The organism is Massilia sp. FBCC-B171 (genome assembly GCF_059134155.1).
Genome location: NZ_CP101443.1, coordinates 5,136,158 through 5,161,059, shown reverse-complemented (window position 1 = coordinate 5,161,059; position 24,902 = coordinate 5,136,158). Strand labels below are relative to the sequence as shown.

The window sequence follows — 24,902 nt, the reverse complement described above, 5'->3', positions numbered from 1 at the left end:
ATCATATTCTAAGCGAAGTTGATGTCGATACGCGAATTTGCTGAAATTGCGGATGAGCGGAAGTTTACGCGATGTTTCAGGCCCGCCGCACGCCGGCAAGACGGTCTGTCATGGCGAATGCGGCCACTTGCGCCTGGCCGGAGCGCGCATCGTGCACGTCGTCGAGCGCCATGAAGCGCGCCTGCGCCGACTGCGGCTTCACTTCCACCAGCATGTAGCCGCGCTTGTCGCTGCGCCCGTACAGCATGTGCGGATTGCGCTCGACGTTTTCCTGGGTGCGGTACTGCGGACGCGAACTCGAGGTCACCGAGGTGCCGCACAATTCGGCGGCGACGATCGGATTGTTTTTTGACGCCGGCCGGCCGAAATCGCGCCGCAATTCGCTCGCATAAAAGGTGTGCACGTCGCCGGCCAGCACCAGCGGGTTCTTCGCGCCGCTTGCAGCCAGTGTGTCCAGCAGGCGCCGGCGCGCCGCCGGATAGCCATCCCAGCCATCGGTCCAGAAGCGGCCGTCTTGCGGCGACTGCACCGGCACGCCGCTCGACTGCGCCATCGGCGTTTGCTGGGCCAGGATGTTCCACTGCGCGCGCGACGAGGACAGGCCTTGCGCCAGCCAGGCTTCCTGTTCGCCGCCGAGCATCGTTCGTGAAGGATCGCGCAGCTCGGCGCAGGCGCGCGCCAGCACCACGTTCGAGCCGCCGCGTCCCGGCTTCGAGCAGGGCAGCTTCGAGCGGTACTGGCGGTTGTCGAGCACGTGGAAGCGCGCCAGGCGTCCCCAGTCGTGGCGCTGGTACATGCGCAGGCTGCCGAAGCGGCCGCGCGGCGGCGGCGCCAGGCGCAGCGGCATGTGTTCGTAAAAGGCCTGGTAGGCCGCTGCGCGCCGCGCCGCAAAATCGCTGGATAAGCGCTCGTCGACGTCGCCGGCGTAGTCGTTCGCCACTTCGTGGTCGTCCCAGGTGACGAGCCAGGGCGCGGCATGGTGCGCGCTCTGCAGGGCCGGGTCGCTTTTGTATTGTGCATAGCGCGCGCGGTACTGCGCCAGCGTGAACGATTCGTCGCTGCGGATCGCCTTCTGCGGATGGCGCAGCTGGTAGGGACCCCACTCGTAGATGTAGTCGCCCAGGAAGGCGACCAGGTCGGGCGCGGCGGCGGCGATATGGCGGTGCGCGGCGTAGTGGCCGAATTCCCAGTGCTGGCAGGAGGCGACCACCAGTTTCAGCATGGCGGGGAGGGCGTCGGCCGCGGGCGCGGTGCGCGTGCGCCCAACCGGGCTGACGGCGTCGCCCAGCATGAAGCGGTACCAGTACCAGCGTGCCGGCCGCAGTCCCGCCGCATCGACGTGCACGCTGTGCGCGAGCTCGGGCGCAGCGACCGCGCTGCCTTGCGCGACGACTTTTCTGAACGCCTCGTCCTCGGCCACTTCCCAGCGCACCGTCAGCGCGATGGCCGACACCGATGCCGCGTTAAGCGGATCGGGCAGGATGCGGGTCCAGAGGATGACCGAATGGGGCAGCGGCGAACCGGAGGCGACGCCGAGCGAAAATGGATACGCTCTTTCGACTGCGCCCGCAGCCTGGCTGAAGGCAGCACCGGTCGTGGCCGCGGCCGCGAGGCGGGCCGCGTCGAACAGGAAGCTGCGGCGCGTGTTCAATTAGGGATGCGAGATCAGCGATTCGATCGGCGGCAGCTGGCGCGGCTTGCGGTCCGGGCCGGTAGCGACATAGGTCAGCGTCGCTTCGGTCACCTTGACGATGTGCGACTGCAGGCGGTTGCGCTCGGCATAGACCTCGACGTACACCGTGATCGAGGTGTTGCCGACCTTGACGATATCGGCGTAAAACGACAGCAGGTCGCCCACGAACACCGGGTTCTTGAACAGGAAGGAGTTCACCGCGATGGTCGCAACGCGGCCGTTGGCGCGGCGTGTGGCCGGCAGCGAGCCGGCGATGTCGACCTGGGCCATGATCCAGCCGCCGAAGACGTCGCCATACACGTTCGCGTCAGGCGGGCCGGGCATCACGCGCAGCTGCGGCATTTTCCCTTCCGGCAGACGGTTGGTGGGGACGGAAGCGGTGTTTTCTGGCGTGGTCATCTTGTTTTCTCGTGAAAAGCTACAATCGTCCCGAATTGAACCATAGATCCCGGATCCCTGCCATGCGACGCCATTCCACGACACCTCCTCCGCCTCCCGATGCGAAAGGCCGGCAGCGCACCGATTGGGCGACACTGAAAACCCTGTTTCCCTACCTCTGGGTCTACAAATGGCGCGTGATCGCCGCCCTCGGCGCACTGATCGGCGCCAAGATGGCCAACGTCGGCGTGCCCTTGGTATTGAAACAGCTGATCGACCAGCTCGCGATCGACCCGGCCAATCCGAAGGCGCTGCTGGTGCTGCCGCTCGGCGCCCTGGTCGCCTACGGCCTGCTGCGCCTGTCGACCACGATCTTTACCGAGCTGCGCGAATTCCTGTTCGCGCGCGTCACGCAGCGCGCCGTGCGCACCATCGCCCTGCAGGTGTTCCGCCACCTGCACGCCTTGTCTCTGCGCTTTCACCTGAACCGCCAGACCGGCGGCATGACGCGCGATATCGAACGCGGCACGCGCGGCGTGAATTCGCTCATTTCCTATTCGCTCTTCAACGTGCTGCCGACCCTGGTCGAAATCACGCTGGTGCTGGGCTACCTGGTGCTCAACTACGACAAGTGGTTCTCGATCATCACGGCCGTCGCGCTGGTCACTTACATCGTGTTTACGGTGGTCGTCACCGAATGGCGCACCCATTTCCGCCGCACCATGAACGACCTCGACTCGAAAGCCAATACCAAGGCCATCGACTCGCTGATCAATTACGAGACCGTCAAATATTTCGGCAACGAAGACTACGAAGCCAAGCGCTACGACCAGGGTTTGCAGAGCTACGAGAACGCCGCGGTGCGCTCGCAGACTTCGCTCTCGGTCCTGAACACGGGCCAGTCGCTGATCATTGCGACCGCCGTCACCCTGATCCTGTGGCGCGCGACCGAGGGTGTGATCGCCGGCACCATGTCGCTGGGCGACCTGGTGCTGGTGAACTCGTTCATGATCCAGCTGTACATTCCGCTCAATTTCCTGGGCGTGATCTACCGCGAGATCAAGCAGGCGCTGGCCGACATGGAGCGCCTGTTTGGCCTCTTGGACCAGAACCGCGAAGTGGCGGATTCGAAGGGCGCGCAGCCCCTGGCGACGAAGGGCGCACGCGTCGAGTTCTCGCATGTGGAGTTCAGCTACGAGAGCAAACGCCAGATCCTGTTCGACGTCGACTTCGCCATTCCCGCCGGGACCACCACCGCCGTGGTCGGCCACAGCGGCTCGGGCAAATCGACCTTGTCGCGCCTGCTGTTCCGCTTCTACGACGTGAACAAGGGCGCGATCAGCATCGACGGCCAGGACATCCGCAACGTCACCCAAGCCTCGCTGCGCTCGGCGATCGGCATCGTGCCGCAGGATACGGTGCTGTTCAACGACAGCATCGAGTACAACATCGCCTACGGCAAGCCGGGGTCGAGCAAGGAAGACATCGTCGCGGCGGCGCGCGCAGCCTCGATCCACGATTTTATTGAAAGCCTGCCGGATGGGTATGCGACCATGGTCGGCGAGCGCGGGCTGAAACTGTCGGGCGGCGAGAAGCAGCGCGTGGCCATTGCCCGTACCCTGCTGAAAAACCCGGCGATCCTGATCTTCGACGAGGCCACGTCGGCGCTCGATTCGAAGTCGGAGCAGGCGATCCAGGCGCAGCTGAAGGAAATCGCGCGCAACCGCACCACGCTGGTGATCGCGCACCGCCTTTCGACCATCGCCGACGCGCAGCAGATCATCGTGCTCGACCACGGCAAGATCGTCGAGCGCGGCACCCATCAGAGTTTGTTGGCGGCGCAGGGTTTGTATGCGCAGATGTGGGAGCGCCAGCAAGCGCGCCCCGATGAAGAGTTGGCGTCGCCGCCGTTGGAATTGCAGGGAGAGTGAAGCGAGATCCCTACGAAACCGGATACATGGCGTATCCCGTAGGGTGGGCTCTCCGAGCCCACGCGGATTCAAAACACCGATACCAGAGCAGGCAACAGCCCCCCGTACCGGTGCGCACCGCTTTTAATACGTCGAAAGCATCTTCTGAATATCCCGCGTATTGGTCGTCTTGGTCAAGGCCAGCATCAACAAAATGCGCGCCTTCTGCGGCGACAGGTTATCCCCCGCCACAAAGTCCAGCTCATCGTCATTGGCTTCGCCATTGCGTGCCACGATGCCCTGGCCAACCCGCGCCGAGCGCACGATGATCACGCCTTTTTTACGGGCAGCCGACAAGGCAGGACGCACCTTCGCCGGCAACGAGCCATTCCCCACGCCCGCATGGATCAGGCCCTTGGCGCCCGACCCTACCAGCGCCTCGATCGCCACCGGTCCCACGTTCGCATGCGCATACGCCACTTCCACCTGCGGCAGCACCGACAGATTCATCACGTCGAATTCGGTTTCCACCGTGTGACGGCGGATCGCCGTGCGATAGAAGTAGGGCTTGCCGCCCTGGATATATCCGAGCATGCCCAGTTCGGAGGCCTTGAAGGTGTCGGTCGTCGTCGTGTTCGACTTGGTGACGTCGCGCGCGCCGTTGATCTGGTCGTTCATCGCAACCAGCACGCCGCGTCCGATGGCCTCCTGCGAGCCGGCCAGCATCACCGCGTTGTACAGGTTGACCGGACCGTCGGCCGACAGCGCGGTCGACGGGCGCATCGAGCCGACCAGGATCACTGGCTTCCTGCTCTTGACGACCAGGTTCAAAAAGTAGGCCGTTTCTTCCAGCGTGTCGGTACCGTGGGTGATGACGATGCCGTCGACCGTCGGCTGCGCCAGCAGGGTGTTGACGCGCTTGGCCAGTGCCAGCCAGTGCTCGTTGCCCATGTTCTCGCTGGCGATCTGGAACACCTGCTCGCCGCTGATGTTGGCGATCTTCGTCATTTCCGGCACCGCGGCGATCAGGGTCTGGATGCCGACCGTGGCGGCCGTGTAGCCGACCGTGGTGGTGCTGGTGGCGCCGGTGCCGGCGATCGTGCCGCCGGTGGCGAGGATGGTCACGTTCGGCAGTTTGACAGCGGCGGCCTGGCTCTGGGCCTGCGCCGCAAAGGCGAGGCAGAACAGGAAGCCGAACAGCGCGGTGGCCGAGCGAGCGGTCTTTTGGAACAGCATATATATCTCCTTTAACTACAGCGTCTTTACAGTTGTTTGTAAACGACGCCGTCCTTCATCACGAATTTCACTTGTTCGAGCAATTTGATGTCGCGCAGCGGGTCGCCGTCGACGGCCACGATGTCGGCCGCAAAGCCCGGCGCCACCGCGCCCAGGCGCTGGGGCTGGTCGAGCAGGTCGGCGGCGTGCACGGTCGCGGCGCGAATCGCCTCGATCGGGCTCATGCCCGCTTCGACCATGTAGCCGAATTCCTTGGCGTTCTCGCCATGCGGGAAGACGCCGGCGTCGGTGCCGAAGGCGATTTTCACGCCCGCCTTGTGCGCGCGCGCGAAGGTCGCCTGCAGCTGCGGGCCGATCGCGGCCGCCTTCGGGCGCACCAGGGCCGAATAATAATTCGGGTCCTTCGCCTTGTCGGCGACATAGCGGCCGGCCGAAATCGTCGGCACGTACCAGTGGCCGGTCTTCTTGAACAGGGCGATGGTCTCGTCGTCCATCAGCGTGCCGTGCTCGATCGAGTCGACGCCGGCGCGCAAGGCGCGCTTCATGCCTTCGGCGCCGTGCGCATGCGCGGCCACGCGGAAGCCGTAATCCTTGGCGGTGCTGACGATGGCGCGCAGTTCGTCTTCGGTGTACTGCGAGTTCTGGCCGTTGGCCGCCTGGCTCAGCACGCCGCCGGTGGCGGTGATCTTGATCAGGTCCGCGCCTTCCTTGTAGCGGGCGCGTACGGCCTGGCGGCCCTGTTCCGGGCTGTCGATCACGCCTTGCTCCGGGCCCGGCGTGCCGATCTTCTCGTTCAGGAAGTGCGACAGGTTGTTGGTCGGGTCGGCGTGGCCGCCGGTGGTGGCGATCGATTTCCCGGCCGTGAACATGCGCGGGCCAGGCACGGCGCCGGCGGCGATCGCGCGTTTCAGCGACACGTTCAGGCCGTCCTGCGCGCCCAGGTCGCGCACGGTGGTAAAGCCGGCCATCAGCGTGCGCGCGGCATACTTCACCGAGCGGTAGGCCAGGTCGGCCGGATCGGCCGTGAGGCGGTCGCGGTAGGCGTCGATCGCCGGCGCGGTTTCGCCGGTGAGATGCACGTGCATGTCGATCAGGCCCGGCAGGCAGGATTTGTTCGACAGGTCGATATGGCCGGCGCCCGGCGTCATCGGACCGACCGACACGATGCTGCCGTTCTCGATCACGATGCTGACGCGCTCGCGCCAGGTGCCGCTTTTCACGTCGAGCAGGCGGCCGCAATCGACCGTCTGGGTGGCGCCCTGGGCGCTGTTCAATGCAAGCAGCATCGCTGCCGCGGCCAGCTGTTTCATCTTCCTGTCTCCATTTTTATGAAAAAAAGGCCTCCCATCGCTGGAAGGCCCTGTCTTCGTTTTCCCTGGCTGTCAGCGCAGCGGCGAGACGGCAACGTCCTTGTTCGGTACAGTCTCCTCGAGGTCGCCCTCCCACTTCGCCACGACGGCGGTGGCGATGCCGTTGCCGATCACGTTGGTGGCCGAACGCGCCATGTCGAGGAAGTGGTCGATGCCCAGCAGGAGCAGCAGGCCCGCTTCCGGGATGTTGAACTGGCCGAGCGTGGCTGCGATGACGACCAGCGAGGCGCGCGGTACGCCGGCCATGCCTTTCGAGGTCAGCATCAGCACCAGCATCATCATCAGCTGGGTCGACAGCGGGATCTCGATGCCGTAGGCCTGGGCGATGAACACGGTCGCGAAGGTGCAGTACATCATCGAGCCGTCGAGGTTGAACGAGTAACCGATCGGCAGCACGAAGGCGGCCAGGCGGTTCTTGACGCCGAAGCGCTCCAGTCCTTCCAAGGTTTTCGGGAAAGCTGCTTCGGAGGAAGCGGTCGAGAAGGCCAGCAGGGTCGGTTCGCGCAGTTCGGCGATCAGGCGCAGCACGCGCGGGCCGAGGAAGGCCATGCCGATCAGGATCAGGATCCCCCACAGCAGCGCGATGCCGAAGTAGAACTGGGCCATGAAGACGCCATAGGTCGAGAGCACGCCGAGGCCGCTCTTGGCGATGATGCCGGCCACTGCCGCGAAGACGGCGATCGGCGCGAAGTTCATGACGTAGCCGGTAAGCTTGAGCATGACGTGGGCGACGCCGTCGATGGCGTCGATCATCGGCGTGGCGCGCGCACCGACGGCGGCGGCGGCGGTGCCGAAGAACAGCGAGAACACGACAATTTGCAGGATCTCGTTCTTGGCCATGCCGTCGACGATCGAGGACGGCACCAGGTGGGTGATGAATTCCTTCAGGGTCAGGCCCGAGGTGACGATGCCCGAGTCGGCGCCGACCGGCGGCAGGTTGCCCAGCGCCGCCATCGCGTCGCCCGGACGGAACAGGTTCACCAGGACCAGGCCCAGCGACAGCGAGATGACGGAGGCGATGATGAACCAGCCCAGCGCCTTGACGCCGATGCGGCCCACTTCCTTGGCGTCGCCCATCTTGGCGATGCCCACCACCAGGGTGGCGAAGACGAGGGGTGCGATGATCATCTTGATCAGGCGGAGGAACAGCGTCGTCACCAGCGACATCGTCTCGGCGAAACCCTTGGGGTCGGCCAGGTTGGTGTTGGCGATGTAGCCAACGACGATCCCCAGCGCGAGGCCGATCAGGATGTAGGTGGTGAGGCGGTTTCGTTTGTCCATTGACTGCTTCCTGTGGTCGGCCAAGTGCGTTCTGAGTATATTGGCAAGTTCCGCAGTATCCTAGGGGCTGTTAGTGCTGTCAAGCACGCTCACAGGTGTGGGAAAGGTGTGGCAAAAAATGATCGAAATCGACAAGGTCAGTAAATGGTACGGCGCCTTCCAGGTACTCGCCGATTGCAGCACGCACGTGGCCCGGGGCGATGTGGTCGTGGTGTGCGGGCCCTCCGGTTCCGGCAAATCGACCCTGATCAAGACCGTCAACGGCCTGGAGCCGGTGCAGGAGGGCGTGATCCGGGTCGATGGCGTGACGGTGACCGACCGCCACACCGATTTGCCCAAGCTGCGCGCGAAGATCGGCATGGTGTTCCAGAACTTCGAATTGTTTCCGCACCTGTCGGTGCGCGAGAACCTGACGCTGGCGCAGATAAAAGTGCTGGGGCGGACCAAGGCCGAAGCCACCGAGCGCGGTTTGAAATACCTGGACCGGGTCGGCCTGCTGGCGCACCAGGACAAATTCCCGGCCCAGCTCTCGGGCGGCCAGCAGCAGCGCGTGGCGATTGCGCGGGCACTGTCGATGGACCCGATCGCGATGCTGTTCGATGAACCGACTTCGGCGCTGGACCCGGAAATGATCACCGAAGTGCTCGACGTCATGGTCGGGCTGGCCGAGGAAGGCATGACGATGATGGTGGTCACGCACGAGATGGGCTTCGCCCGCAAGGTGGCCGACCGCATCCTGTTCATGGACCATGGCAGGATCGTCGAAGACAGCCCGACCGCGGAGTTCTTCAGCGCGCCGCGCTCGGAACGGGCGCGCGAGTTCCTGGCCAAGATTATTCGTTAAGTTGTTTTTCGTGCATCGTGCAATTCCAGTGATATGATCGATCCGACTGCTCTGGACGTCATGACCGCTCTTTCCACCCTGGACCGAGGACATCATGAAACGAATCGCTTTCACTGCTCTGTTGGCGCTGCTGGGGGCCGCCGCCATCCCCAATACAGGCGCCCAGGAATCGACCGGCACCCTCGCCAAGCTCAAACGAACCGGCACCATTACCCTCGGCGTGCGTGACGGGTCCGTGCCTTTTTCCTATCTCGACGACCAGCAGCGCTACATCGGCTACTCGGTCGACCTGTGCCTGAAGGTGGTCGATGCGCTGCGCGCGCAACTGGCGCTACCCGGGCTGAAGGTGGCGATGAACCCGGTCACCTCGGCCAACCGCATCCCGCTCATCGCCAACGGCACCATCGACCTCGAATGCGGTTCGACCACCAACAACCTCGAGCGCCAGCAGCAGGCCGCCTTTGCGCCGACCATGTTCGTCGTTGCCAATCGCCTGCTGTCGAAGAAATCCTCCGGCATCCGCAGCCTGGCCGACATGAAGGGCAAGGCGATGGTCGTCACCGCGGGCACCACCGGCCAGAAGCTCATGACGGTCCTGAACGCGCAGCGCAAGCTGGGCATGAAGATCGTGGTCGGCAAGGACCATCCCGAATCCTTCCTCATGCTCGAAACCGGGCGCGCCCAGGCCTTCGCCAACGACGATGTCCTGCTCGCCGCGCAGGTGGCCGGCGCGCGCGCGCCGGGCGACTACCAGATCTCGGCCGAGGCGATGTCGGTGGAGCCGTACGCGATCATGATGCGGCGCGGCGACCCGCAGTTCAAACAGGCGGTCGACAGCGCGCTGCACAAGTTCTATCAGTCCGGCCAGTTGGCGGCCACCTATGCCAAGTGGTTCACGAGCCCGATTCCGCCACGGGGCATCAACCTCAATTTCCCCATGTCGCCGGAGCTGAAGGCCGTGATCGCCAAGCCCATCGATTCCGGCGACCCGGCGGCGTACGCGCTTAAATGACACATTAATTGCCGCTGCCGCCGAGGAGATAAAGCGATGCCCGGTGCCCGATGAACTACAACTGGAACTGGAACATCTTCTGGCAGATGTCGCCCGACGGTACCCATACCTACCTCGAGACGCTGCTCGCCGGCCTCGGCTGGACGATCGCCACGGCGCTGTCGGCCTGGGTCATGGCGCTCATCCTCGGCATTGCGGTGGGCGTCGTCCGCACCTTGCCGCAGCGCGCGCTGCGCGCACTCGGCAACGCCTACGTGGAACTGTTTCGCAACATTCCCCTGCTGGTGCAGATGTTCTTGTGGTTTTTCGTGCTGCCCGAGCTGCTGCCGGCGCCGGTGGGCGACTGGCTCAAGGCCTTGCCCGTTGCGCCGTTCGTCACCGCCGTCGTGTGCCTGGGCTTTTTCACGTCGGCGCGCGTGGCGGTGCAGGTGTCGGCCGGCATCGAAGCCCTGTCCGGCGGGCAAAGGTCGGCCGCCCTCGCGCTGGGGCTGGGCCTGGGGCAGGTGTACCGGCTGGTCCTCTTGCCGCTCAGCTTGCGCATCATCCTGCCGCCGCTGACCAGCGAATTCCTGAACATCATCAAGAACAGCTCGGTTGCCTTGACCATCGGGCTGGTGGAGCTGACGGCCAGCGCGCGCGCGGTGCAGGAATTCTCGTTCCAGGTGTTCGAAGCCTTCAGCGCCGCGACCCTCATCTATGTGTTCGTCAACCTGCTGGCGCTGTCGCTGATGCGCGCGGTGGAGCGCCGCGCCGCGCTGCCCGCGGCCGGGACCGGGGCCGCCTGACATGTTCACCGACTTCGACTTCGACGTCATCGCGCGCTCCTGGCCCTACCTGCTGCAGGTCGGGATGGTCTTCACGCTGCAACTGACGGCGCTGGCCATGCTGGGCGGCGTGGTGCTGGGCACCTTGCTGGCGCTGATGCGCACCTCGCGCATCCGGCCGCTGGCGATCGCGGCCGGCGCCTACGTGAACCTGGTGCGCTCGGTGCCGCTGGTGCTGGTGATTTTCTGGTTTTACTTCCTGGTGCCCTACATGGCGGCGTGGGCGATCGGCGCCGACGAGCCGGTGAGGGTAGGGGCCTTCTGGTCGGCGCTGGTCACGTTTACGCTGTTCGAGGCGGCCTACTACTGCGAGATCATGCGCAGCGGCATTGCTTCCGTGCCGCGCGGGCAGGTATGGGCGGCGCAGGCGCTGGGCATGGATTACCGCCAGACCATGCGCCACGTGGTGCTGCCGCAGGCGTTTCGCAACATGCTCCCGCTGCTGCTGACCCAGACCATCGTGCTGTTCCAGGACGTGTCGCTGGTGTACGTGCTGTCCATCCCGGATTTTGTCGGCGCCGCCAGCAAGGTTGCGCAGCGCGACGGACGGCTGGTGGAGATGTACCTGTTCGTGGCGGTGGTGTATTTCGTGATGTGTTACGCCTTGTCGCGCCTGGTCGGGCGCCTGCAGCACCGGGGGCGGCCGGCCGCGGCCGGGGCGACGTTGCCTGCCAGTGTCGTGCATCGCTACAAATAATCATCCTCGCACTGATCCCGCGCCGCCAAGATCGTCACCGTAATCTTGTCGTCAATGCTGAACAAGGCCACATATCCCGCGCCGCCAAACGGAATCACCAGCTCGCGCAGGAATGGATTACCCGCATCCGCCTTGCGGCAGGTGAATGGAAACTCCTTCAACACCTCAGTCGCTTTCGCAATGGTGTCGCGTGCCCGCTTTGCAGTAGGCAGGCTGTGATTCAATTGGTATGCGTACAACTCCTGCAAGTCCTCACGGGCTGCCCGCGTGTAGCGGACCTTGTAGCTCATTTTTGCGCTTTCGTCGCCTCGTCGAGCACGACATCCAGTTCGCGCAAAACGTCGTCGGAATCGAAATACTCGCCCGTACGCTCGGCTTCCGCAGCCGATGCCAGGCCGCGCGCAATGAATTCCTGCTGGGCTTGCCGGCGCTGGATATTCTGGCGCAGCGACTGCTCGACAAAACCGGACAAGGTTTCGCCTTCCTGCAGCACGCTTTCAGCCGCGCTGCGCAGCTCTGGTTTGACCCGGAGAGAAGGAATCGTCGAGGTTTTCATCATCAGCTCCGAAATGCATTGCAATTGCGATGCAGTCTCCCATATTCAAGACGTCGGTGCAAGCGCGCTCGCCAAGGCGGTGCGACATTCCCTATACAGGTAAAATGACGCCGTCCCGCAATCCGAGAGCCGCCATGTCCACCATCGAGATCCCGCAATCCATCACCATCACCCGTCCAGACGACTGGCACCTGCACCTGCGCGACGGCGCGGCGCTGGCCAGCGTGCTGCCGCACACCGCGCGCCAGTTCGCGCGGGCGATCGTGATGCCGAACCTGAAACCGCCGGTCACCACGACCGCGGCGGCGGCCGCCTACCGCGACCGCATCCTGGCCGCGCTGCCGGAGGGCATGGCGTTTGAACCGCTGATGACGCTTTATCTCACCAACAATACCGATCCGGACGAGATCCGGCGTGCGATGGACAGCGGCTTCATCCATGCGGTCAAGCTCTACCCGGCCGGCGCCACCACCAATTCCGATGCCGGCGTGACCGACCTGCGCAACTGCTACAAGGTGCTGGAAGTGATGCAGGAAGTGGGCATGCCGCTGCTGGTGCACGGCGAAGTCACCGACCAGGACATCGACCTGTTCGACCGCGAAGCCGTCTTCATCGAGCGCGTCATGCGCCCGCTGCGCCGCGACATGCCGGCGCTGGCCATCGTCTTCGAGCACATCACGACCAAGGACGCGGCCCAGTACGTGGCCGAGGCCGAAGGGCCGATTGCCGCAACCATCACCGCGCACCACCTGCTCTACAACCGCAACGAGATCTTCCGCGGCGGTATCCGTCCCCACTATTACTGCCTGCCGGTGCTCAAGCGCGAAGAGCACCGCCTGGCCCTGGTCACGGCCGCCACCAGTGGCGACGAGCGCTTCTTCCTCGGCACCGACTCGGCCCCGCACGCGATCGGCGCGAAAGAGTCGAGCTGCGGCTGCGCCGGCTGCTACACGGCCCTGCACGCGATGGAGCTCTACACCGAAGCGTTTGCGCAAGCCGGCGCGCTGGATAAACTCGAAGCCTTCGCCAGCTTCAATGGCCCGGCCTTCTACAACCTGCCGAGGAACGAAGGCACGATCACGCTGGTGCGCGAATCGTGGGAACTGCCGGCCACGGTGGCGATGGGAGAGAACGACCTGGTGCCGCTGAACGCCGGCGAAAAAATCGACTGGAAGATGCTGTAAGTGGCGGTGGAGCTGCTGCAGATCGACTGGGCCCGTCCCTGGTACGAGGCCGTGCGTCCGGCGTATGAGGCGCTCGGCCTGGAGGGCGAGCAGTTCGTCGATGCCTTCAACCGCCAGGCCGCGCGGCTGGCGCTGCGCAACCACCGCGATGCGCCGCTCAGCTTCGTGCCGCAGGAGGCGCTGCCCGAGGGGACGGCCTACGAGGCCTTCATCAGCGCCACCGGCCAGGTGCCCACGCGCGACAACCTGCACGACTTCTTCAACGGCCTTGTGTGGCAGAGCTTCCCGTTGATCAAACGGGAACTCAATGCCTTGCAGGCGGCGCAGATCGAAGCGGCCGGGGACACGAGCAAGGCGCGCGGCCCGGCGCGCGATGCCGCCACCATTTTTGATGAAAACGCGGCGCTGCTGCTGGTACGCGCTTCGACCGAAGGGCGGGCGCTGGTCGACGAATTGCGCGCCCACTGCTGGGAGGCGGCGCTGTTCGAAAAGCGCGGCATGTTCGGCCCTGATGCGCAGCTCTGGCTGTTCGGCCACGCGCTGATGGAAAAGCTGGTCGCGCCGCGCAAGGCGATCACCGCCCACACCCGCGTCGTGTTCGCCCCCGACGCTTACTTCACGTTCGACCGCGCCGCCCAGCGCACATGGATCGACGCCACCGTGGCCCAGCTGCTGCGCGACGAAGGCTTGAGCACGGCGAGCTTCACGCCGCTGCCGGTGCTCGGCGTGCCGGGCTGGTGGCCCGGGCAGGACCATGCCTTTTACATGGACACAACCGTCTTTCGCCCGAAGCGGGTGCCAAGCGCGGCTTGAAAGGAATAGCGATGCCTGAACCAATCCGCTGGGGCATCCTCGGCACCGGCAAGATCGCGCGCGCGTTTGCCACCGCGCTGCAGGAAGTGCCCGATGCCGTGCTGGCAGGCGTCGCCTCGCGCAGCCTCGACAAGGCTGAGGCCTTCGCCGCCGAGTTCCAGGGCGGCGCGGCCTATGGTTCGTACGAAGAACTGGCTGGCGCCGGCGGCATCGACCTGGTCTACGTCGCCACACCCCATCCGCAGCATGCCGCCAACGCACTGCTGGCGCTCGGCGCCGGCAAGGGCGTGCTGTGCGAAAAACCTTTTACGATGAATGCACGCGAAGCCGAGCAGGTCATCGACCTGGCGCGTTCGAAAAAGCTGTTCCTGATGGAGGCGATGTGGACGCGCTTCATGCCGGCCCTCGCCGAAGTCAAACGCCTCATCGCCGCCGGGGAAATCGGCAGCGTGCACCAGGTCGTGGCCGACTTCGGTTTTACGGCCAGCTTCGGCCCCGAGCACCGCGTCTTCAATCCCGAACTGGGCGGCGGCGCGCTGCTCGACCTCGGCATCTATCCGCTCTCGATCGCCGCCAGCCTGCTCGGTCCTGTGCTTGATGTCAAGGCGCAAGCGGAGATGGGGCCGACCGGCGTCGACGTGCAGACCGGGTTCACCCTGAAGCACGCAGGCGGCGGCATGTCGGTCTGCAACTGCTCCTTCCAGGCGCGCACGCCCGGCGAGCTGACGGTATCGGGGTCGCGCGGCCACATCCGCATGAACACCATGTTCCACCGCGCCCGTTCGATCACGGTGGCGCTGGACGACGGCAGCACGCGCACGATCGACACGCCTTATCTCGGCAACGGCTATGTGCATGAAGTGCTCGAGGCCCAGCGCTGTTTCAGGGAAGGACTGATCGAAAGTCCCGGCATGACGCATGCCGAAACCCTGGCGCTGATGGAGGTGATGGACGAGATCCGGCGCCAGATCGGGCTGACCTACGCAGCCGATCACGCGGAATAACAGCTGGGGTCAGGTCTGACATTCGGACACGAGCTCAACCTTGATTGGCGAGATCTGTGCGGCTAATGCCGAGGCCGTGTCCGAATGTCAGACCTGACCCCAGTTGTACAGTTGTATGCATGTTGACAACACATCGTGTCAGGCGAATACTCGGCGGGCCGTTCCGCATTCACTGTCTACCGAGAGCCTCCCATGCATATGCTGCGCACCGCCATCCTCGCCGCCTGTTTCCTGCCTTTTGCCGCGCAAGCCGCGCCGGTTCCCGTTCCCGCTGAAAAAATGGCCTATGTCGGCGACTGGCAGGGCAAGGACATGCGCATTCAACTGGCCAAGGACGGCAAGGTCAAGTACAAGCGCGATCAACCGAACAAGAAGCTCGACCTGAGCGTCGACCTGCAGGGTTTTAATGGCGACAATTTCGATGTCGGCGTCATGCTCGTGCGTTCCACCTTCGTTGTCAGCAAGCCGCCGCATCGTGTGGGCGACAAGTGGAAGATGACGGTCGATGGGGTGGAGTTGACCCGGGTCGATTGAGTAGACGGGAGCTTTTCGTAGGGTGGGCACTCCGTGCCCACGCGGAACGATGCACTGTGTTGGCCACCTTGAAGAGGCGGCGGCTGATCATTGATCAGGTTCCAACAGTGAGCCGTTAGCGTGGCACGGCGACGCGTTACCGATATGCGCGCTTCCGCGTGGGCACGGAGTGCCCACCCTACGACAGCGCCGCGGTTCAGACCTTCAAAAACTCTTCCTTGCCACCGAGCCAGCGCGCCAGGTGCGCATCGACGATCGCGATGTTCGCCGGCACCTCGTTTTCCAGCAAACTGGCCGCGATATCGCGCGCGTGCTCGACTAACCACTGGTCCGTCTCCAGATCCGCAAACCGCAGCATCGCCTGCCCAGACTGGCGCGCGCCCAAAAACTCACCCGGTCCGCGAATCTCCAGGTCCTTCCGTGCGATCTCGAAACCGTCGGTCGTCTCGCGCATCGTCAGCAAGCGCTGCTTGGCAACCTGCCCGAGCGGGCTCTGATACAGCAGCAGGCAGACGCTGGCCGCCGAACCGCGGCCGACGCGTCCGCGCAGCTGGTGCAGCTGCGACAAGCCGAAACGCTCGGCATGCTCGATCACCATCAGCGAAGCATTCGGCACGTCGACCCCGACCTCGATGACGGTGGTGGCCACCAGCACGTGGACCTCGGCCGCCGTGAAAGCATCCATCACCGCCTGTTTTTCCGCCGGCTTCATACGTCCGTGCACCAGCCCCACCTGCAGGTCGGGCAGGGCCTCGGCCAGGGTTTCGTAGGTCTCGGTGGCGGTCTGCAGCTGCAGCGCTTCCGATTCTTCAATCAGCGGACAGACCCAGTACACCTGCCGGCCTTCGAGCGCCGCCGCATGCACGCGCTCGATGACTTCATCGCGCCGGTTCTGGTCGATGGCGCGCGTGACGATCGGGCTGCGGCCAGGCGGCAGCTCGTCGATCACCGACACTTCGAGGTCGGCGTAATAGGTCATGGCCAGCGTGCGCGGGATCGGCGTAGCCGACATCATCAATTGGTGCGGCACCAGGCCGTCGCTGCCCTTGTTGCGCAAGGTGAGGCGCTGGCCTACGCCGAAGCGGTGCTGTTCGTCGACGATGACCAGGCCCAGTTTCGCGAACTGCACCGTGTCCTGGATCAGCGCGTGGGTGCCGATGACCAGTCTCGCTTCGCCCGATTCGACCATCTCGTTGGCAGCAAGCTTGTCCTTCTTTTTCAGGCTGCCGGTCAGCCAGGCGACTTTTACGCCCAGCGGCTCCATCCAGGCCGCGATCTTCCTGAAATGCTGCTCGGCCAGGATCTCGGTCGGCGCCATCAAGGCGGCCTGGTAGCCGCTGTCGATGGCCTGCGCGGCGGCCAGCGCCGCGACCACGGTCTTGCCGCTGCCGACGTCGCCTTGAAGCAGGCGCTGCATCGGATAGCCCTCGCGCAGGTCTTTGCGGATCTCCTGCAGCACGCGCTGCTGGGCGCCGGTCAGGCTGAAGGGCAGGGCGCCGAGCAGGCCCTCGGTCATGTGGCCGATGGCGCGCAGGTGGGGCGCGCCCTTGTCGCGGCGGGCACGCTGGGCGCGTTTCAGCGACAGCTGCTGGGCCAGCAGCTCGTCGAACTTCATGCGTGTCCAGGCCGGATGCGATTTTTCCATCATCGCGTATTCGTCCACATCCACCGGCGGATAGTGCAGCAGTTTCACGGCCGGCTCGAAGTCGATCAGGTCCATCTGGCGCCGGATCAGGGGCGGCACGGTGTCGGTCCAGTCCACGCGCCGCATCGCCTCCGCAATCGCGCGCCGCAGGATCGGCTGCGACAGGCCTTCGCCCGACGGATACACCGGCGTGAGCGAAGTCGGCAGCGGCGCGTTTTCGTTCACCACTTTATAAGTCGGGTGCACCATCTCGGCGCCGAAAAAGCCGTGCTTGATCTCGGTACGGGCGCGCACGCGCACGCCTTCCGAGAGCTGCTTGACCTGGCTGCCGTAGAAATTCATGAAGCGCAGCAGCAGCTCGCCGCTGTCGTCGGCGATCGTCACCAATAGCTGGCGCCGCGGTTTCAGGCTGATCTCGTTCTTGATGACGACGCCCTCGACCTGCGACACATGGCCGCCGCGCAGGCAGGCCTCGCGGATCGGCACGATCTTGGTCTCGTCCTCGTAGCGCAGCGGCAGGTGCAGGATCAGGTCCATGTCGCTGCGCAGGCCGAGCTTGGCGAGCCTGGTTTGTGTCGTTTTCGGGGCGGGTGGGGTCTTGGGAGCGGGCATAGATGCAGCAGTTTGGCGGGCTTCAGCGTAAAATAGAGGGTTCGCCGCACGTACTTGGGGCCATATTGTAAGGCTGCCAGCACCTATTTTCCCAGAATTGACCAGAATGTATTCGCTTTCCGACTTCGATTTCGATTTGCCGCCCGAGCGCATCGCGCAACTGCCCCTGCCGGACCGCAGCGCCTCGCGCCTGCTCCAGCTCGATGGCGAGCAGATCACTGACCGCCATTTCGCCGACATCCTCGACCAGCTGCAAGCGGGCGACCTGCTCGTGATGAACAACACGCGCGTACTGAAAGCGCGCTTCTTCGGCGTCAAGGAAAGCGGCGGGCAAGTGGAGGTGCTGGTCGAGCGTGTCCTGGACAACCGCACCGTGCTGGCCCAGGTGCGGGCCTCGAAGTCGCCAAAACCCGGCAACCGCATCCGCCTGGCCGATGCCTTCGATGTCACCGCAGGCGAACGCGCCGGCGAGTTCTTCACGCTTCACTTCGAAGGCGACGTGTTCGATCTGATCGAAGCGCACGGCCGCCTGCCGCTGCCGCCCTATATCGAGCACACGGCCGACGAATTCGACGAGCAGCGCTACCAGACGGTGTATTCGAAAGAACCGGGCGCCGTCGCCGCGCCCACCGCCGGCCTGCATTTCGATCAGCCACTGCTGGATAAACTGGCCGCCAAGGGCGTGAATTTCGCGTATGTGACCTTGCACGTGGGCGCCGGCACTTTCCAGCCGGTGCGCGTGGAAGATTTATCCGCCCACCAGATGCATACCGAGTGGTACACGGTTCCGCCGGAGACGGTCGACGCCGTGCGCGCCGCCAAGGCGCTTGGCCGCGACGTGGTCGCCGTCGGCACCACCAGCCTGCGCGCGCTGGAATCGGCTTCGCAGACGGGCGAACTGGTGGCCGGCAGCGCCGACACGGCCCTGTTCATCACGCCCGGCTACAAATTCAAGACGGTGACGCGCCTGATCACCAATTTTCATTTGCCGAAGTCGACCCTCTTGATGCTGGTGTCGGCCTTCGCCGGTTACGCCGAGATCCGCAAGGCCTATGCCCATGCGATCGCCAACGAATACCGCTTCTTCAGCTACGGCGACGCCATGCTGCTCACCACACAATCACGTCAATAATTCCCGATGCTCGAATTTACGCTCCTCAAAAAAGATACCAGCGGCCTGTCGCACGCGCGCCGCGGCCGTTTGAAAGTCAACCACGGCACCATCGAAACGCCGATCTTCATGCCGGTCGGGACCTATGGTTCCGTGAAGGCGATGGACCCGGTCGAACTGAAAACCGTCGGCTCCCAGATCATCCTCGGTAATACGTTTCACCTGTGGCTGCGCCCGGGCGTGGAAGTGTTCAACAAGTTCGGCGGCCTGCACGGCTTCATGGGCTGGGATAAACCAATTCTCACCGACTCGGGCGGCTTCCAGGTGTTTTCGCTGGGCGCGATGCGCAAGATCACGGAAGAGGGCGTCACCTTTGCCTCGCCGATCGACGGCTCGCGCAGATTCCTCTCGCCCGAAGTGTCGATGCAGATCCAGCGCGCGCTGAACTCGGACATCGTGATGCAGTTCGACGAATGCACGCCTTATGAAATCGACGGCCGCGCCGCAACCAGCGAAGAAGCGGCGAAGTCGATGCGCATGTCGCTGCGCTGGGCCCAGCGTTCGATGAACGAATTCAAGGGCGGCGAGAATCCGAACGCGCTGTTCGGTATCGTCCAGGGCGGAATGTACGAGCACCTGCGCGACGAATCGCTGGCCGGGCTGGAAGACATCGACTTCCCGGGTCTCGCCATCGGCGGCCTGTCGGTGGGCGAGCCGAAGGAAGACATGAAGCGCATCCTGGCCCACGTCGGCCCGCGCCTGCCGGAAAACAAGCCGCATTACCTGATGGGCGTCGGCACGCCGGAAGACCTGGTTGAAGGCGTGGCCAACGGCGTCGACATGTTCGACTGCGTGATGCCGACCCGGAACGCCCGCAACGGCTGGCTGTTTACGCGCTTTGGTGATGTAAAGATCAAGAACGCGCGCTACAAGGAAGACATGGGGCCGCTGGACGAGTCCTGCGACTGCTACTGCTGCAAGAATTTCTCGCGCGCGTACTTGCACCACCTGCACCGCTCGAACGAGATCCTGGGTGCGCGCCTGAACACGATTCACAACCTGCACTATTACCTGAACCTGATGCAGGAAATGCGCGACGCGATCGACGCCGACGGTTTTCACGCCTTCCGCCTGCGTTTTGCCGCCGACCGCGCGCGCGGGGTGTAAGCACCTTATTCGTAGGCGCCGGCGGAATAGGTCAGCTCGTAGCTGTGGCTGTAGATCTCGAGGATGTTACCGAACGGATCTTCCATATACACCATGCGATACGGCTTTTCCCCCGGGAAGTATTCGCGCACCGGCATGCGCTGCTTGCCGCCGGCGGCCACGATCTTTGCGGCGAGGCCTTCGACGTCCGGGTCTTGCACGCAGAAGTGGAACACCCCCGTCTTCCAGTATTCAAAATTGTTTTGTGGTTTTTCTGCATTCGGGAATTCGAAAATCTCGACGCCGACCCGGTCCCCGGTCGATAAATGGGCGATCTTGAACGAGCCCCAGCCGGCGCCGAAGACGTCGGTACACATCACGCCGATGGCGCTGTCGTCCTCGTGGATCGTGGTCGGCGCCATGATCAGGTACCAGCCGAGCACCTCGGTGTAGAACTTGACGGCACCCTCGAGGTTGGTGACCGAGAGGCCGATGTGGGAAAAGTTGCGGGGATAAGTGTTCAGCATGCGTACCTCCTGGACGTAAAAAGCCAGTCTAGGACGGTCTCCGCATGATGTAAACTAATGGATCCTTATCCCATCCATAAGAGATCGTGATGCTTAATCCGCAATGGCTACGCACCTTCGTCAAGGTGGCGGAACTTGGCAGTTTTACCCGCGCGGCGGAACGGCTCGACCTGACCCAGGCCGCCGTCAGCCAGCACATCGGCCATCTCGAAGACCAGCTCGGCCCGCTCCTGATCCGGCGTCCGCGCGCGCTCGAACTGACGCCGGCCGGGCGCGCCCTGGGCGATTACTGCGCCGAACTGGCCCAGGCCGATCGGCGCCTGCAGGCGCGCCTGTCCGACCCGAACGACGCCAGCGGCGAAATCAGCCTGGCGACGCCCGGCAGTGTCGGGCTGGCGCTCTATCCGCTGCTGCTCGACTTGCAGCAGGAACACCGCGGCCTGGCGATCCGCCACCGCTTCGCACCCGATCCCGAGGTCCGCGAGGCAGTGCTGGCCAATCGTTGCGAACTTGGCGTGGTCACCCTGAAACCCGACGACGCTCGCCTGGCGGCATGCTTGCTGGCCGAAGAACCGCTCGAACTGGTGGTGCCGGCCACCGAAACGGTGGCCGGATGGGATGACCTCGCGCGCATCGGTTTCATCGATCATCCAGACGGCCAGGCGATGGCCACCCGTCTCTTGAGCCGTGCCTGGCCAGACGGCCCCGGGGTGGGACGCCTGCCCTGCAGCGGCTTCGTCAACCAGATCGGCCTGATCCTGGAACCGGTGGCGCGTGGCCTGGGCTTCACCGTGATTCCACGCCATGCGCGCCAGGCTTTTTCCGACCCGGGCGCGATTCGTGTCGTAGCGCAGGCCATCCCTGTGCGCGACAGCCTGTGGCTGATCCACCGCGCCGAATGGCCCCTGTCGGCGCGGGCGGCGCGGGCGGTGGCTTATTTGCGCGCGCGCATGAATGTTCAGGGCGATGAAATACCCTGAAATATCACAATTTCCATCTTGCAATTCATTCTTGTCAACTCCATCTACCGCAAATGGCCGCTGGCTGTTCGCCGGTGCTAGAATACAGCGCAGTTTTTTTTATCTCACAATCGGAGTCCTTGTGTTCATTTCCAACGCGTACGCGCAAACTACCACCGCTGCCGATCCTGGCCTGATGGGCAACCTGACGACCTTCGCGCCATTGCTGATCATGTTCGTGGTCATGTATTTCCTGATGATCCGCCCGCAGCAGAAGCGCCAGAAAGAAATGAAGGCGATGATGGAAGCACTGGCCAAGGGCGACGAAGTCGTCACCGCCGGCGGTATCCTGGGCCGTGTCGTGCAAGTGAAAGACGCCTATGTCACCATCGAAGTGGCTGCCGGCACCGAGATGATCGTGCAGAAGAACGCAGTCACCACGCTGCTGCCGAAGGGTACGCTCAAGTCCCTGTAAGCCCGCGCCGCGGCCCTCCTATCAAGAGGGCCGTTGTCGCTCAACACCCAACGCTGGAACACTATGAATCGCTATCCCGTCTGGAAATACATACTGATCGCTGTCGCGCTCCTGCTGGGCGCGCTGTACACGGCGCCTAATTACTTCGGCGAATCGCCAGCGTTGCAGATTACGACCGGCAAGACGACAGTCAAGATCACGAGCGACACCGCCACCCAGGTCGCGGACGTGCTCAAACGCGAAGGTGTTCCAGCAAACCAGGTCACCCTGGATGGCTCGGGCAACTCGTCGGCCGTGCGCGCGCGCTTTGGCACGACCGATGCCCAGTTCAAAGCCAAGCTCGCGCTCGAGCGCCAGCTCAACCGCGATGCGGCCGACCCCGACTACATCGTCACCGTCAACCTGGTCAAGAATACCCCTGCCTGGATGCAATCCCTGCGCGCGCTGCCGATGAACCTCGGCCTCGACTTGCGCGGCGGCGTCCACTTCCTGCTGCAGGTCGATGCGAAGGCCGTGCTCGATACCAAGGTCAAAGGGACGCAAGCAAGCGTACGCAGCATCCTGCGCGACAAGAACGTGCGCCACGCCGGCATCGAGCGTAGCGGCAACACCGTGGAAGTCACCTTCCGCGACGAAGCCACCCGCAACGCCGCCCGCTCCGCGCTGTCGAACCAGGTCCAGGACCTGACGTTCGCCGACGCAGCCGACGGTACCGACCTGAAATTGCTGGTCACCCTCAAGCCGGAAGCGCTCAAGCGCACCGTGGAAGAAGGCGTGAACCAGAACATCACGACCTTGTCGAAGCGCATTAACGAACTCGGTGTGACCGAGCCGGTCATCCAGCGCCAGGGCGCCGACCGCATCGTCGTGCAGCTGCCGGGCGTGCAGGACGTTGCTCGCGCGAAAGACATCATCGGCCGCACCGCCACGCTGGAAATGCGCATGGTCGATTCGACCATCACGCCAGGCACCGAACTGTCGGCCGCCATTCCGCTGAACTCGGAACTGTTCACCGAAGGCCGCGGCGCCCCGGTCGTGGTATCGAAAGACATCATCATTACCGGTGACTACATCTCCAGCGCGGTTGCTACCTTCGACCAGAACCAGCAGCCTGCCGTCTCGCTCGACCTGAACGGCGACGGCGGCCGCAAGGTGCGCCTGGCCACCCGCGAGAACATCGGCAAGCGCATGGCGATTCTGCTGAAAGAAAAGGGTAAATATACGGTACCGACGGCCCCGACCATCCAGGGCGAACTCGGCTCGACCTTCCAGATCACCGGCATCGGCACGATTGAGGACGCGAACGAACTGGCGCTGCTGCTGCGCTCGGGCGCGCTGTCGGCACCGATGGAATTCATCGAAGAACGCGTGGTCGGCCCGCAGCTGGGCGCCGAGAACATCAGCCGCGGCCTGCATTCGACGGTGTGGGGCTTCGTGGCGATCGCGGTCTTCATGATCCTTTACTATCACATGTTCGGTGTCTTTTCCGCGCTGGCGCTGGCCGCCAACGTGATGTTCCTGCTGGCCCTGCTGTCGATGCTGCAAGCCACATTGACCTTGCCGGGTATCGCGGCAATCGCGCTGGCACTCGGTATGGCAATTGACGCCAACGTCCTGATCAACGAGCGCATCCGCGAGGAATTGCGTGCGGGCGCCACGCCGCAGATGGCGATCACGAACGGCTTCAGCCACGCCTGGGACACGATTTTCGACTCCAACGTGACGACCCTGATCGTCGGCCTGGCGCTGCTGATCTTCGGCTCGGGCGCGGTGCGTGGTTTTGCCGTCGTGCACACGCTCGGCATCCTGACCTCGATGTTCTCGGCAGTGTTCGTGTCGCGCGGCATCGCCAACCTGTGGTACGGCCGCCGCGGCAAGAAGCTCACCAAGCTGTCGGTGGGCACCGTCTGGACGCCGGGCCTGCCCGCTGAAAAGAAATAAAGACTAGGAATCGTCATGGAATTTTTCAAAATCAAGCGGGACATCCCGTTCATGCGCCACGCGTTGATCTTCAACGTGATCTCGGCGCTGACCTTCGTCGCTGCCGTGTACTTCCTGGTGACCAAGCAGCTGCACTTCTCGGTCGAGTTCACGGGCGGCACCGTGATGGAACTGCGTTACCCGCATGCGGCCAACCAGGAAAAGATCCGCGCCACGCTGCGTTCGATTGGCCATGAAGCGCCGGAAGTGGCCAGCTTCGGCACCGCCCAGGACATCATCCTGCGCCTGCCGCCGGTCAAAACCGCCGCCGGCGCCACTGTGTCGTCGGAAGCCTTCAATGCCATCTGCGCCTCCGAAGGCGGCACCCCCAAGCAGGTCACCGTGATGGAAAAGGGCCAGCCAGTGGCGCGCACCAGCTGCGCCAACGCGGCCGGTGCCGAACAGGTGACGCTGCAGCGCGTCGACTTCGTCGGCCCGCAGGTCGGCGAGGAACTGGCCACCGACGGCCTGAACGCGCTGATCATGGTGATCGTCGGCGTGGTGATCTACCTGGCCGTGCGCTTCGAATGGAAATTCGCCGTCGCAGCGATCCTGGCGAACCTGCACGACGTCGTCATCATCCTTGGCTTCTTCGCCTTCTTCCAATGGGAATTCTCGCTGACGGTGCTGGCGGCGGTGCTCGCCGTGCTGGGTTACTCCGTCAACGAATCGGTCGTCATCTTCGACCGGATCCGCGAAACCTTCCGCAAGCAGCGCAAGATGAGCGTGACCGAAGTCATCGACCACGCGATCACCAGCACGATCTCGCGCACGATCATCACCCATGCCTCGACCCAGATGATGGTGCTCTCGATGCTGTTCTTCGGCGGCCCGTCGCTGGAGCACTTCGCAATGGCCCTGACGATCGGTATCTGCTTCGGTATCTACTCGTCGGTCTTCGTGGCCGCGGCAATTGCGATGTGGCTTGGCGTGAAGCGGGAAGACCTGATCAAGCCGATCAAGGAAAAGGACGAAACGGACGGCGCCGTCGTTTGATGGTGCAGGGCGTGCCTGGCACGCCTGCGGTTCCAAAAAAAATGCCGCCCGGCTTTCAACCGGGCGGCATTTTGCATTCATGGGCCGTCGGTCTCCCGGCGCCGTGTCGATTTTC

At 64.0% G+C, this 24,902-nt stretch carries 24 protein-coding genes; 15 read left to right on the top strand and 9 right to left on the bottom strand.

Annotated features, from left to right (window positions below; genetic code table 11):
• Positions 1-76 precede the first annotated feature (76 nt).
• Both NMB41_RS23395 and NMB41_RS23390 read right to left on the bottom strand, forming a co-directional pair.
• A complete protein-coding gene (locus NMB41_RS23395; protein ID WP_494380142.1) occupies positions 77-1,651 on the bottom strand; it encodes an alkaline phosphatase D family protein in 1,575 nt (524 codons plus the stop codon).
• Positions 1,652-2,092 (bottom strand): acyl-CoA thioesterase, encoded by a 441-nt coding sequence (locus NMB41_RS23390; RefSeq protein ID WP_494380141.1) that lies wholly within the window; start codon positions 2,090-2,092, stop codon positions 1,652-1,654.
• Positions 2,093-2,154: 62 nt separating this feature from the next.
• Here NMB41_RS23390 and NMB41_RS23385 point away from each other — a divergent pair, with 62 nt between their 5' ends.
• Positions 2,155-4,002: an ABCB family ABC transporter ATP-binding protein/permease gene (locus tag NMB41_RS23385; protein ID WP_494380140.1), complete on the top strand. Its 1,848-nt coding sequence runs from the start codon at positions 2,155-2,157 to the stop codon at positions 4,000-4,002.
• Between the two features lie 123 nt (positions 4,003-4,125).
• Here NMB41_RS23385 and NMB41_RS23380 read toward each other — a convergent pair whose 3' ends face one another.
• The 3 genes from NMB41_RS23380 to NMB41_RS23370 all read right to left on the bottom strand — a co-directional run bounded on the left by NMB41_RS23380 (position 4,126) and on the right by NMB41_RS23370 (position 7,868).
• Complete coding sequence (locus tag NMB41_RS23380; protein ID WP_494380139.1) at positions 4,126-5,217, bottom strand: type II asparaginase; 1,092 nt, start codon at positions 5,215-5,217, stop codon at positions 4,126-4,128.
• A 26-nt stretch (positions 5,218-5,243) separates the two neighbouring features.
• The gene (locus NMB41_RS23375) at positions 5,244-6,527 is read right to left on the bottom strand and encodes a metal-dependent hydrolase family protein (protein WP_494380138.1); all 1,284 of its coding nucleotides are present in this window, start codon (positions 6,525-6,527) and stop codon (positions 5,244-5,246) included.
• Positions 6,528-6,599: 72 nt separating this feature from the next.
• The gene (locus tag NMB41_RS23370; protein WP_494380137.1) at positions 6,600-7,868 is read right to left on the bottom strand and encodes a dicarboxylate/amino acid:cation symporter; all 1,269 of its coding nucleotides are present in this window, start codon (positions 7,866-7,868) and stop codon (positions 6,600-6,602) included.
• A gap of 118 nt (positions 7,869-7,986) precedes the next feature.
• Between NMB41_RS23370 and NMB41_RS23365 the strand changes: the two genes are divergently transcribed.
• The 4 genes from NMB41_RS23365 (at position 7,987) to NMB41_RS23350 (ending at position 11,245) form a co-directional block, all read left to right on the top strand.
• On the top strand, positions 7,987-8,712 hold the full coding sequence (locus tag NMB41_RS23365; RefSeq protein ID WP_494380136.1) for an amino acid ABC transporter ATP-binding protein: 726 nt from the start codon (positions 7,987-7,989) through the stop codon (positions 8,710-8,712).
• 94 nt (positions 8,713-8,806) lie between these two features.
• On the top strand, positions 8,807-9,724 hold the full coding sequence (locus NMB41_RS23360; protein WP_494380135.1) for a transporter substrate-binding domain-containing protein: 918 nt from the start codon (positions 8,807-8,809) through the stop codon (positions 9,722-9,724).
• 50 nt (positions 9,725-9,774) lie between these two features.
• Positions 9,775-10,509, top strand: a complete 735-nt coding sequence (locus tag NMB41_RS23355) for an amino acid ABC transporter permease (protein WP_494380134.1) — start codon at positions 9,775-9,777, stop codon at positions 10,507-10,509.
• Between the two features lies 1 nt (position 10,510).
• On the top strand, positions 10,511-11,245 hold the full coding sequence (locus NMB41_RS23350) for an amino acid ABC transporter permease (protein WP_494380133.1): 735 nt from the start codon (positions 10,511-10,513) through the stop codon (positions 11,243-11,245).
• Here NMB41_RS23350 and NMB41_RS23345 read toward each other — a convergent pair.
• Together NMB41_RS23345 and NMB41_RS23340 are read right to left on the bottom strand one after the other, a co-directional pair.
• Positions 11,236-11,535 carry a type II toxin-antitoxin system RelE/ParE family toxin gene (locus NMB41_RS23345; RefSeq protein WP_494380132.1) on the bottom strand — a complete coding sequence of 100 codons (300 nt, stop codon included), beginning with the start codon at positions 11,533-11,535 and terminating at the stop codon, positions 11,236-11,238. The two genes, NMB41_RS23350 and NMB41_RS23345, sit on opposite strands and share 10 nt — an antisense overlap.
• On the bottom strand, positions 11,532-11,801 hold the full coding sequence (locus tag NMB41_RS23340; protein WP_494380131.1) for a YlcI/YnfO family protein: 270 nt from the start codon (positions 11,799-11,801) through the stop codon (positions 11,532-11,534). The genes NMB41_RS23345 and NMB41_RS23340 overlap by 4 nt, the downstream gene beginning before the upstream one ends.
• Positions 11,802-11,935: 134 nt before the next feature.
• On the opposite strand from NMB41_RS23340, the gene pyrC reads away from it, so the two are divergent.
• The 4 genes from pyrC (at position 11,936) to NMB41_RS23320 (ending at position 15,336) form a co-directional block, all read left to right on the top strand.
• The gene (gene pyrC, locus NMB41_RS23335; RefSeq protein WP_494380130.1) at positions 11,936-12,985 is read left to right on the top strand and encodes a dihydroorotase; all 1,050 of its coding nucleotides are present in this window, start codon (positions 11,936-11,938) and stop codon (positions 12,983-12,985) included.
• Between the two features lie 12 nt (positions 12,986-12,997).
• Positions 12,998-13,798: a DUF3025 domain-containing protein gene (locus NMB41_RS23330; RefSeq protein WP_494382896.1), complete on the top strand. Its 801-nt coding sequence runs from the start codon at positions 12,998-13,000 to the stop codon at positions 13,796-13,798.
• 11 nt (positions 13,799-13,809) lie between these two features.
• Positions 13,810-14,802 carry a Gfo/Idh/MocA family protein gene (locus tag NMB41_RS23325; protein ID WP_494380129.1) on the top strand — a complete coding sequence of 331 codons (993 nt, stop codon included), beginning with the start codon at positions 13,810-13,812 and terminating at the stop codon, positions 14,800-14,802.
• Positions 14,803-14,994: 192 nt separating this feature from the next.
• Complete coding sequence (locus NMB41_RS23320) at positions 14,995-15,336, top strand: hypothetical protein (RefSeq protein WP_494380128.1); 342 nt, start codon at positions 14,995-14,997, stop codon at positions 15,334-15,336.
• A 196-nt stretch (positions 15,337-15,532) separates the two neighbouring features.
• Here the strand turns inward: NMB41_RS23320 and recG are convergent, their stop codons facing one another.
• Positions 15,533-17,593, bottom strand: a complete 2,061-nt coding sequence (recG, locus tag NMB41_RS23315) for an ATP-dependent DNA helicase RecG (protein WP_494380127.1) — start codon at positions 17,591-17,593, stop codon at positions 15,533-15,535.
• 106 nt (positions 17,594-17,699) lie between these two features.
• Between recG and queA the strand changes: the two genes are divergently transcribed.
• Positions 17,700-18,725, top strand: a complete 1,026-nt coding sequence (gene queA, locus NMB41_RS23310) for a tRNA preQ1(34) S-adenosylmethionine ribosyltransferase-isomerase QueA (RefSeq protein WP_494380126.1) — start codon at positions 17,700-17,702, stop codon at positions 18,723-18,725.
• Positions 18,726-18,731: 6 nt separating this feature from the next.
• Positions 18,732-19,871 (top strand): tRNA guanosine(34) transglycosylase Tgt, encoded by a 1,140-nt coding sequence (tgt, locus tag NMB41_RS23305; RefSeq protein WP_494380125.1) that lies wholly within the window; start codon positions 18,732-18,734, stop codon positions 19,869-19,871.
• Positions 19,872-19,876: 5 nt separating this feature from the next.
• Here tgt and NMB41_RS23300 read toward each other — a convergent pair whose 3' ends face one another.
• Positions 19,877-20,377: a lactoylglutathione lyase family protein gene (locus NMB41_RS23300; protein ID WP_494380124.1), complete on the bottom strand. Its 501-nt coding sequence runs from the start codon at positions 20,375-20,377 to the stop codon at positions 19,877-19,879.
• A gap of 89 nt (positions 20,378-20,466) precedes the next feature.
• Here NMB41_RS23300 and NMB41_RS23295 point away from each other — a divergent pair, with 89 nt between their 5' ends.
• The 4 genes from NMB41_RS23295 to secF all read left to right on the top strand — a co-directional run bounded on the left by NMB41_RS23295 (position 20,467) and on the right by secF (position 24,787).
• A complete protein-coding gene (locus NMB41_RS23295) occupies positions 20,467-21,357 on the top strand; it encodes a LysR family transcriptional regulator (protein WP_494380123.1) in 891 nt (296 codons plus the stop codon).
• 121 nt (positions 21,358-21,478) lie between these two features.
• Complete coding sequence (gene yajC, locus NMB41_RS23290) at positions 21,479-21,811, top strand: preprotein translocase subunit YajC (protein ID WP_494380122.1); 333 nt, start codon at positions 21,479-21,481, stop codon at positions 21,809-21,811.
• A 63-nt stretch (positions 21,812-21,874) separates the two neighbouring features.
• The gene (secD, locus tag NMB41_RS23285; protein ID WP_494380121.1) at positions 21,875-23,752 is read left to right on the top strand and encodes a protein translocase subunit SecD; all 1,878 of its coding nucleotides are present in this window, start codon (positions 21,875-21,877) and stop codon (positions 23,750-23,752) included.
• 15 nt (positions 23,753-23,767) lie between these two features.
• Positions 23,768-24,787 (top strand): protein translocase subunit SecF, encoded by a 1,020-nt coding sequence (gene secF, locus NMB41_RS23280; protein WP_494380120.1) that lies wholly within the window; start codon positions 23,768-23,770, stop codon positions 24,785-24,787.
• Positions 24,788-24,902 lie beyond the last annotated feature (115 nt).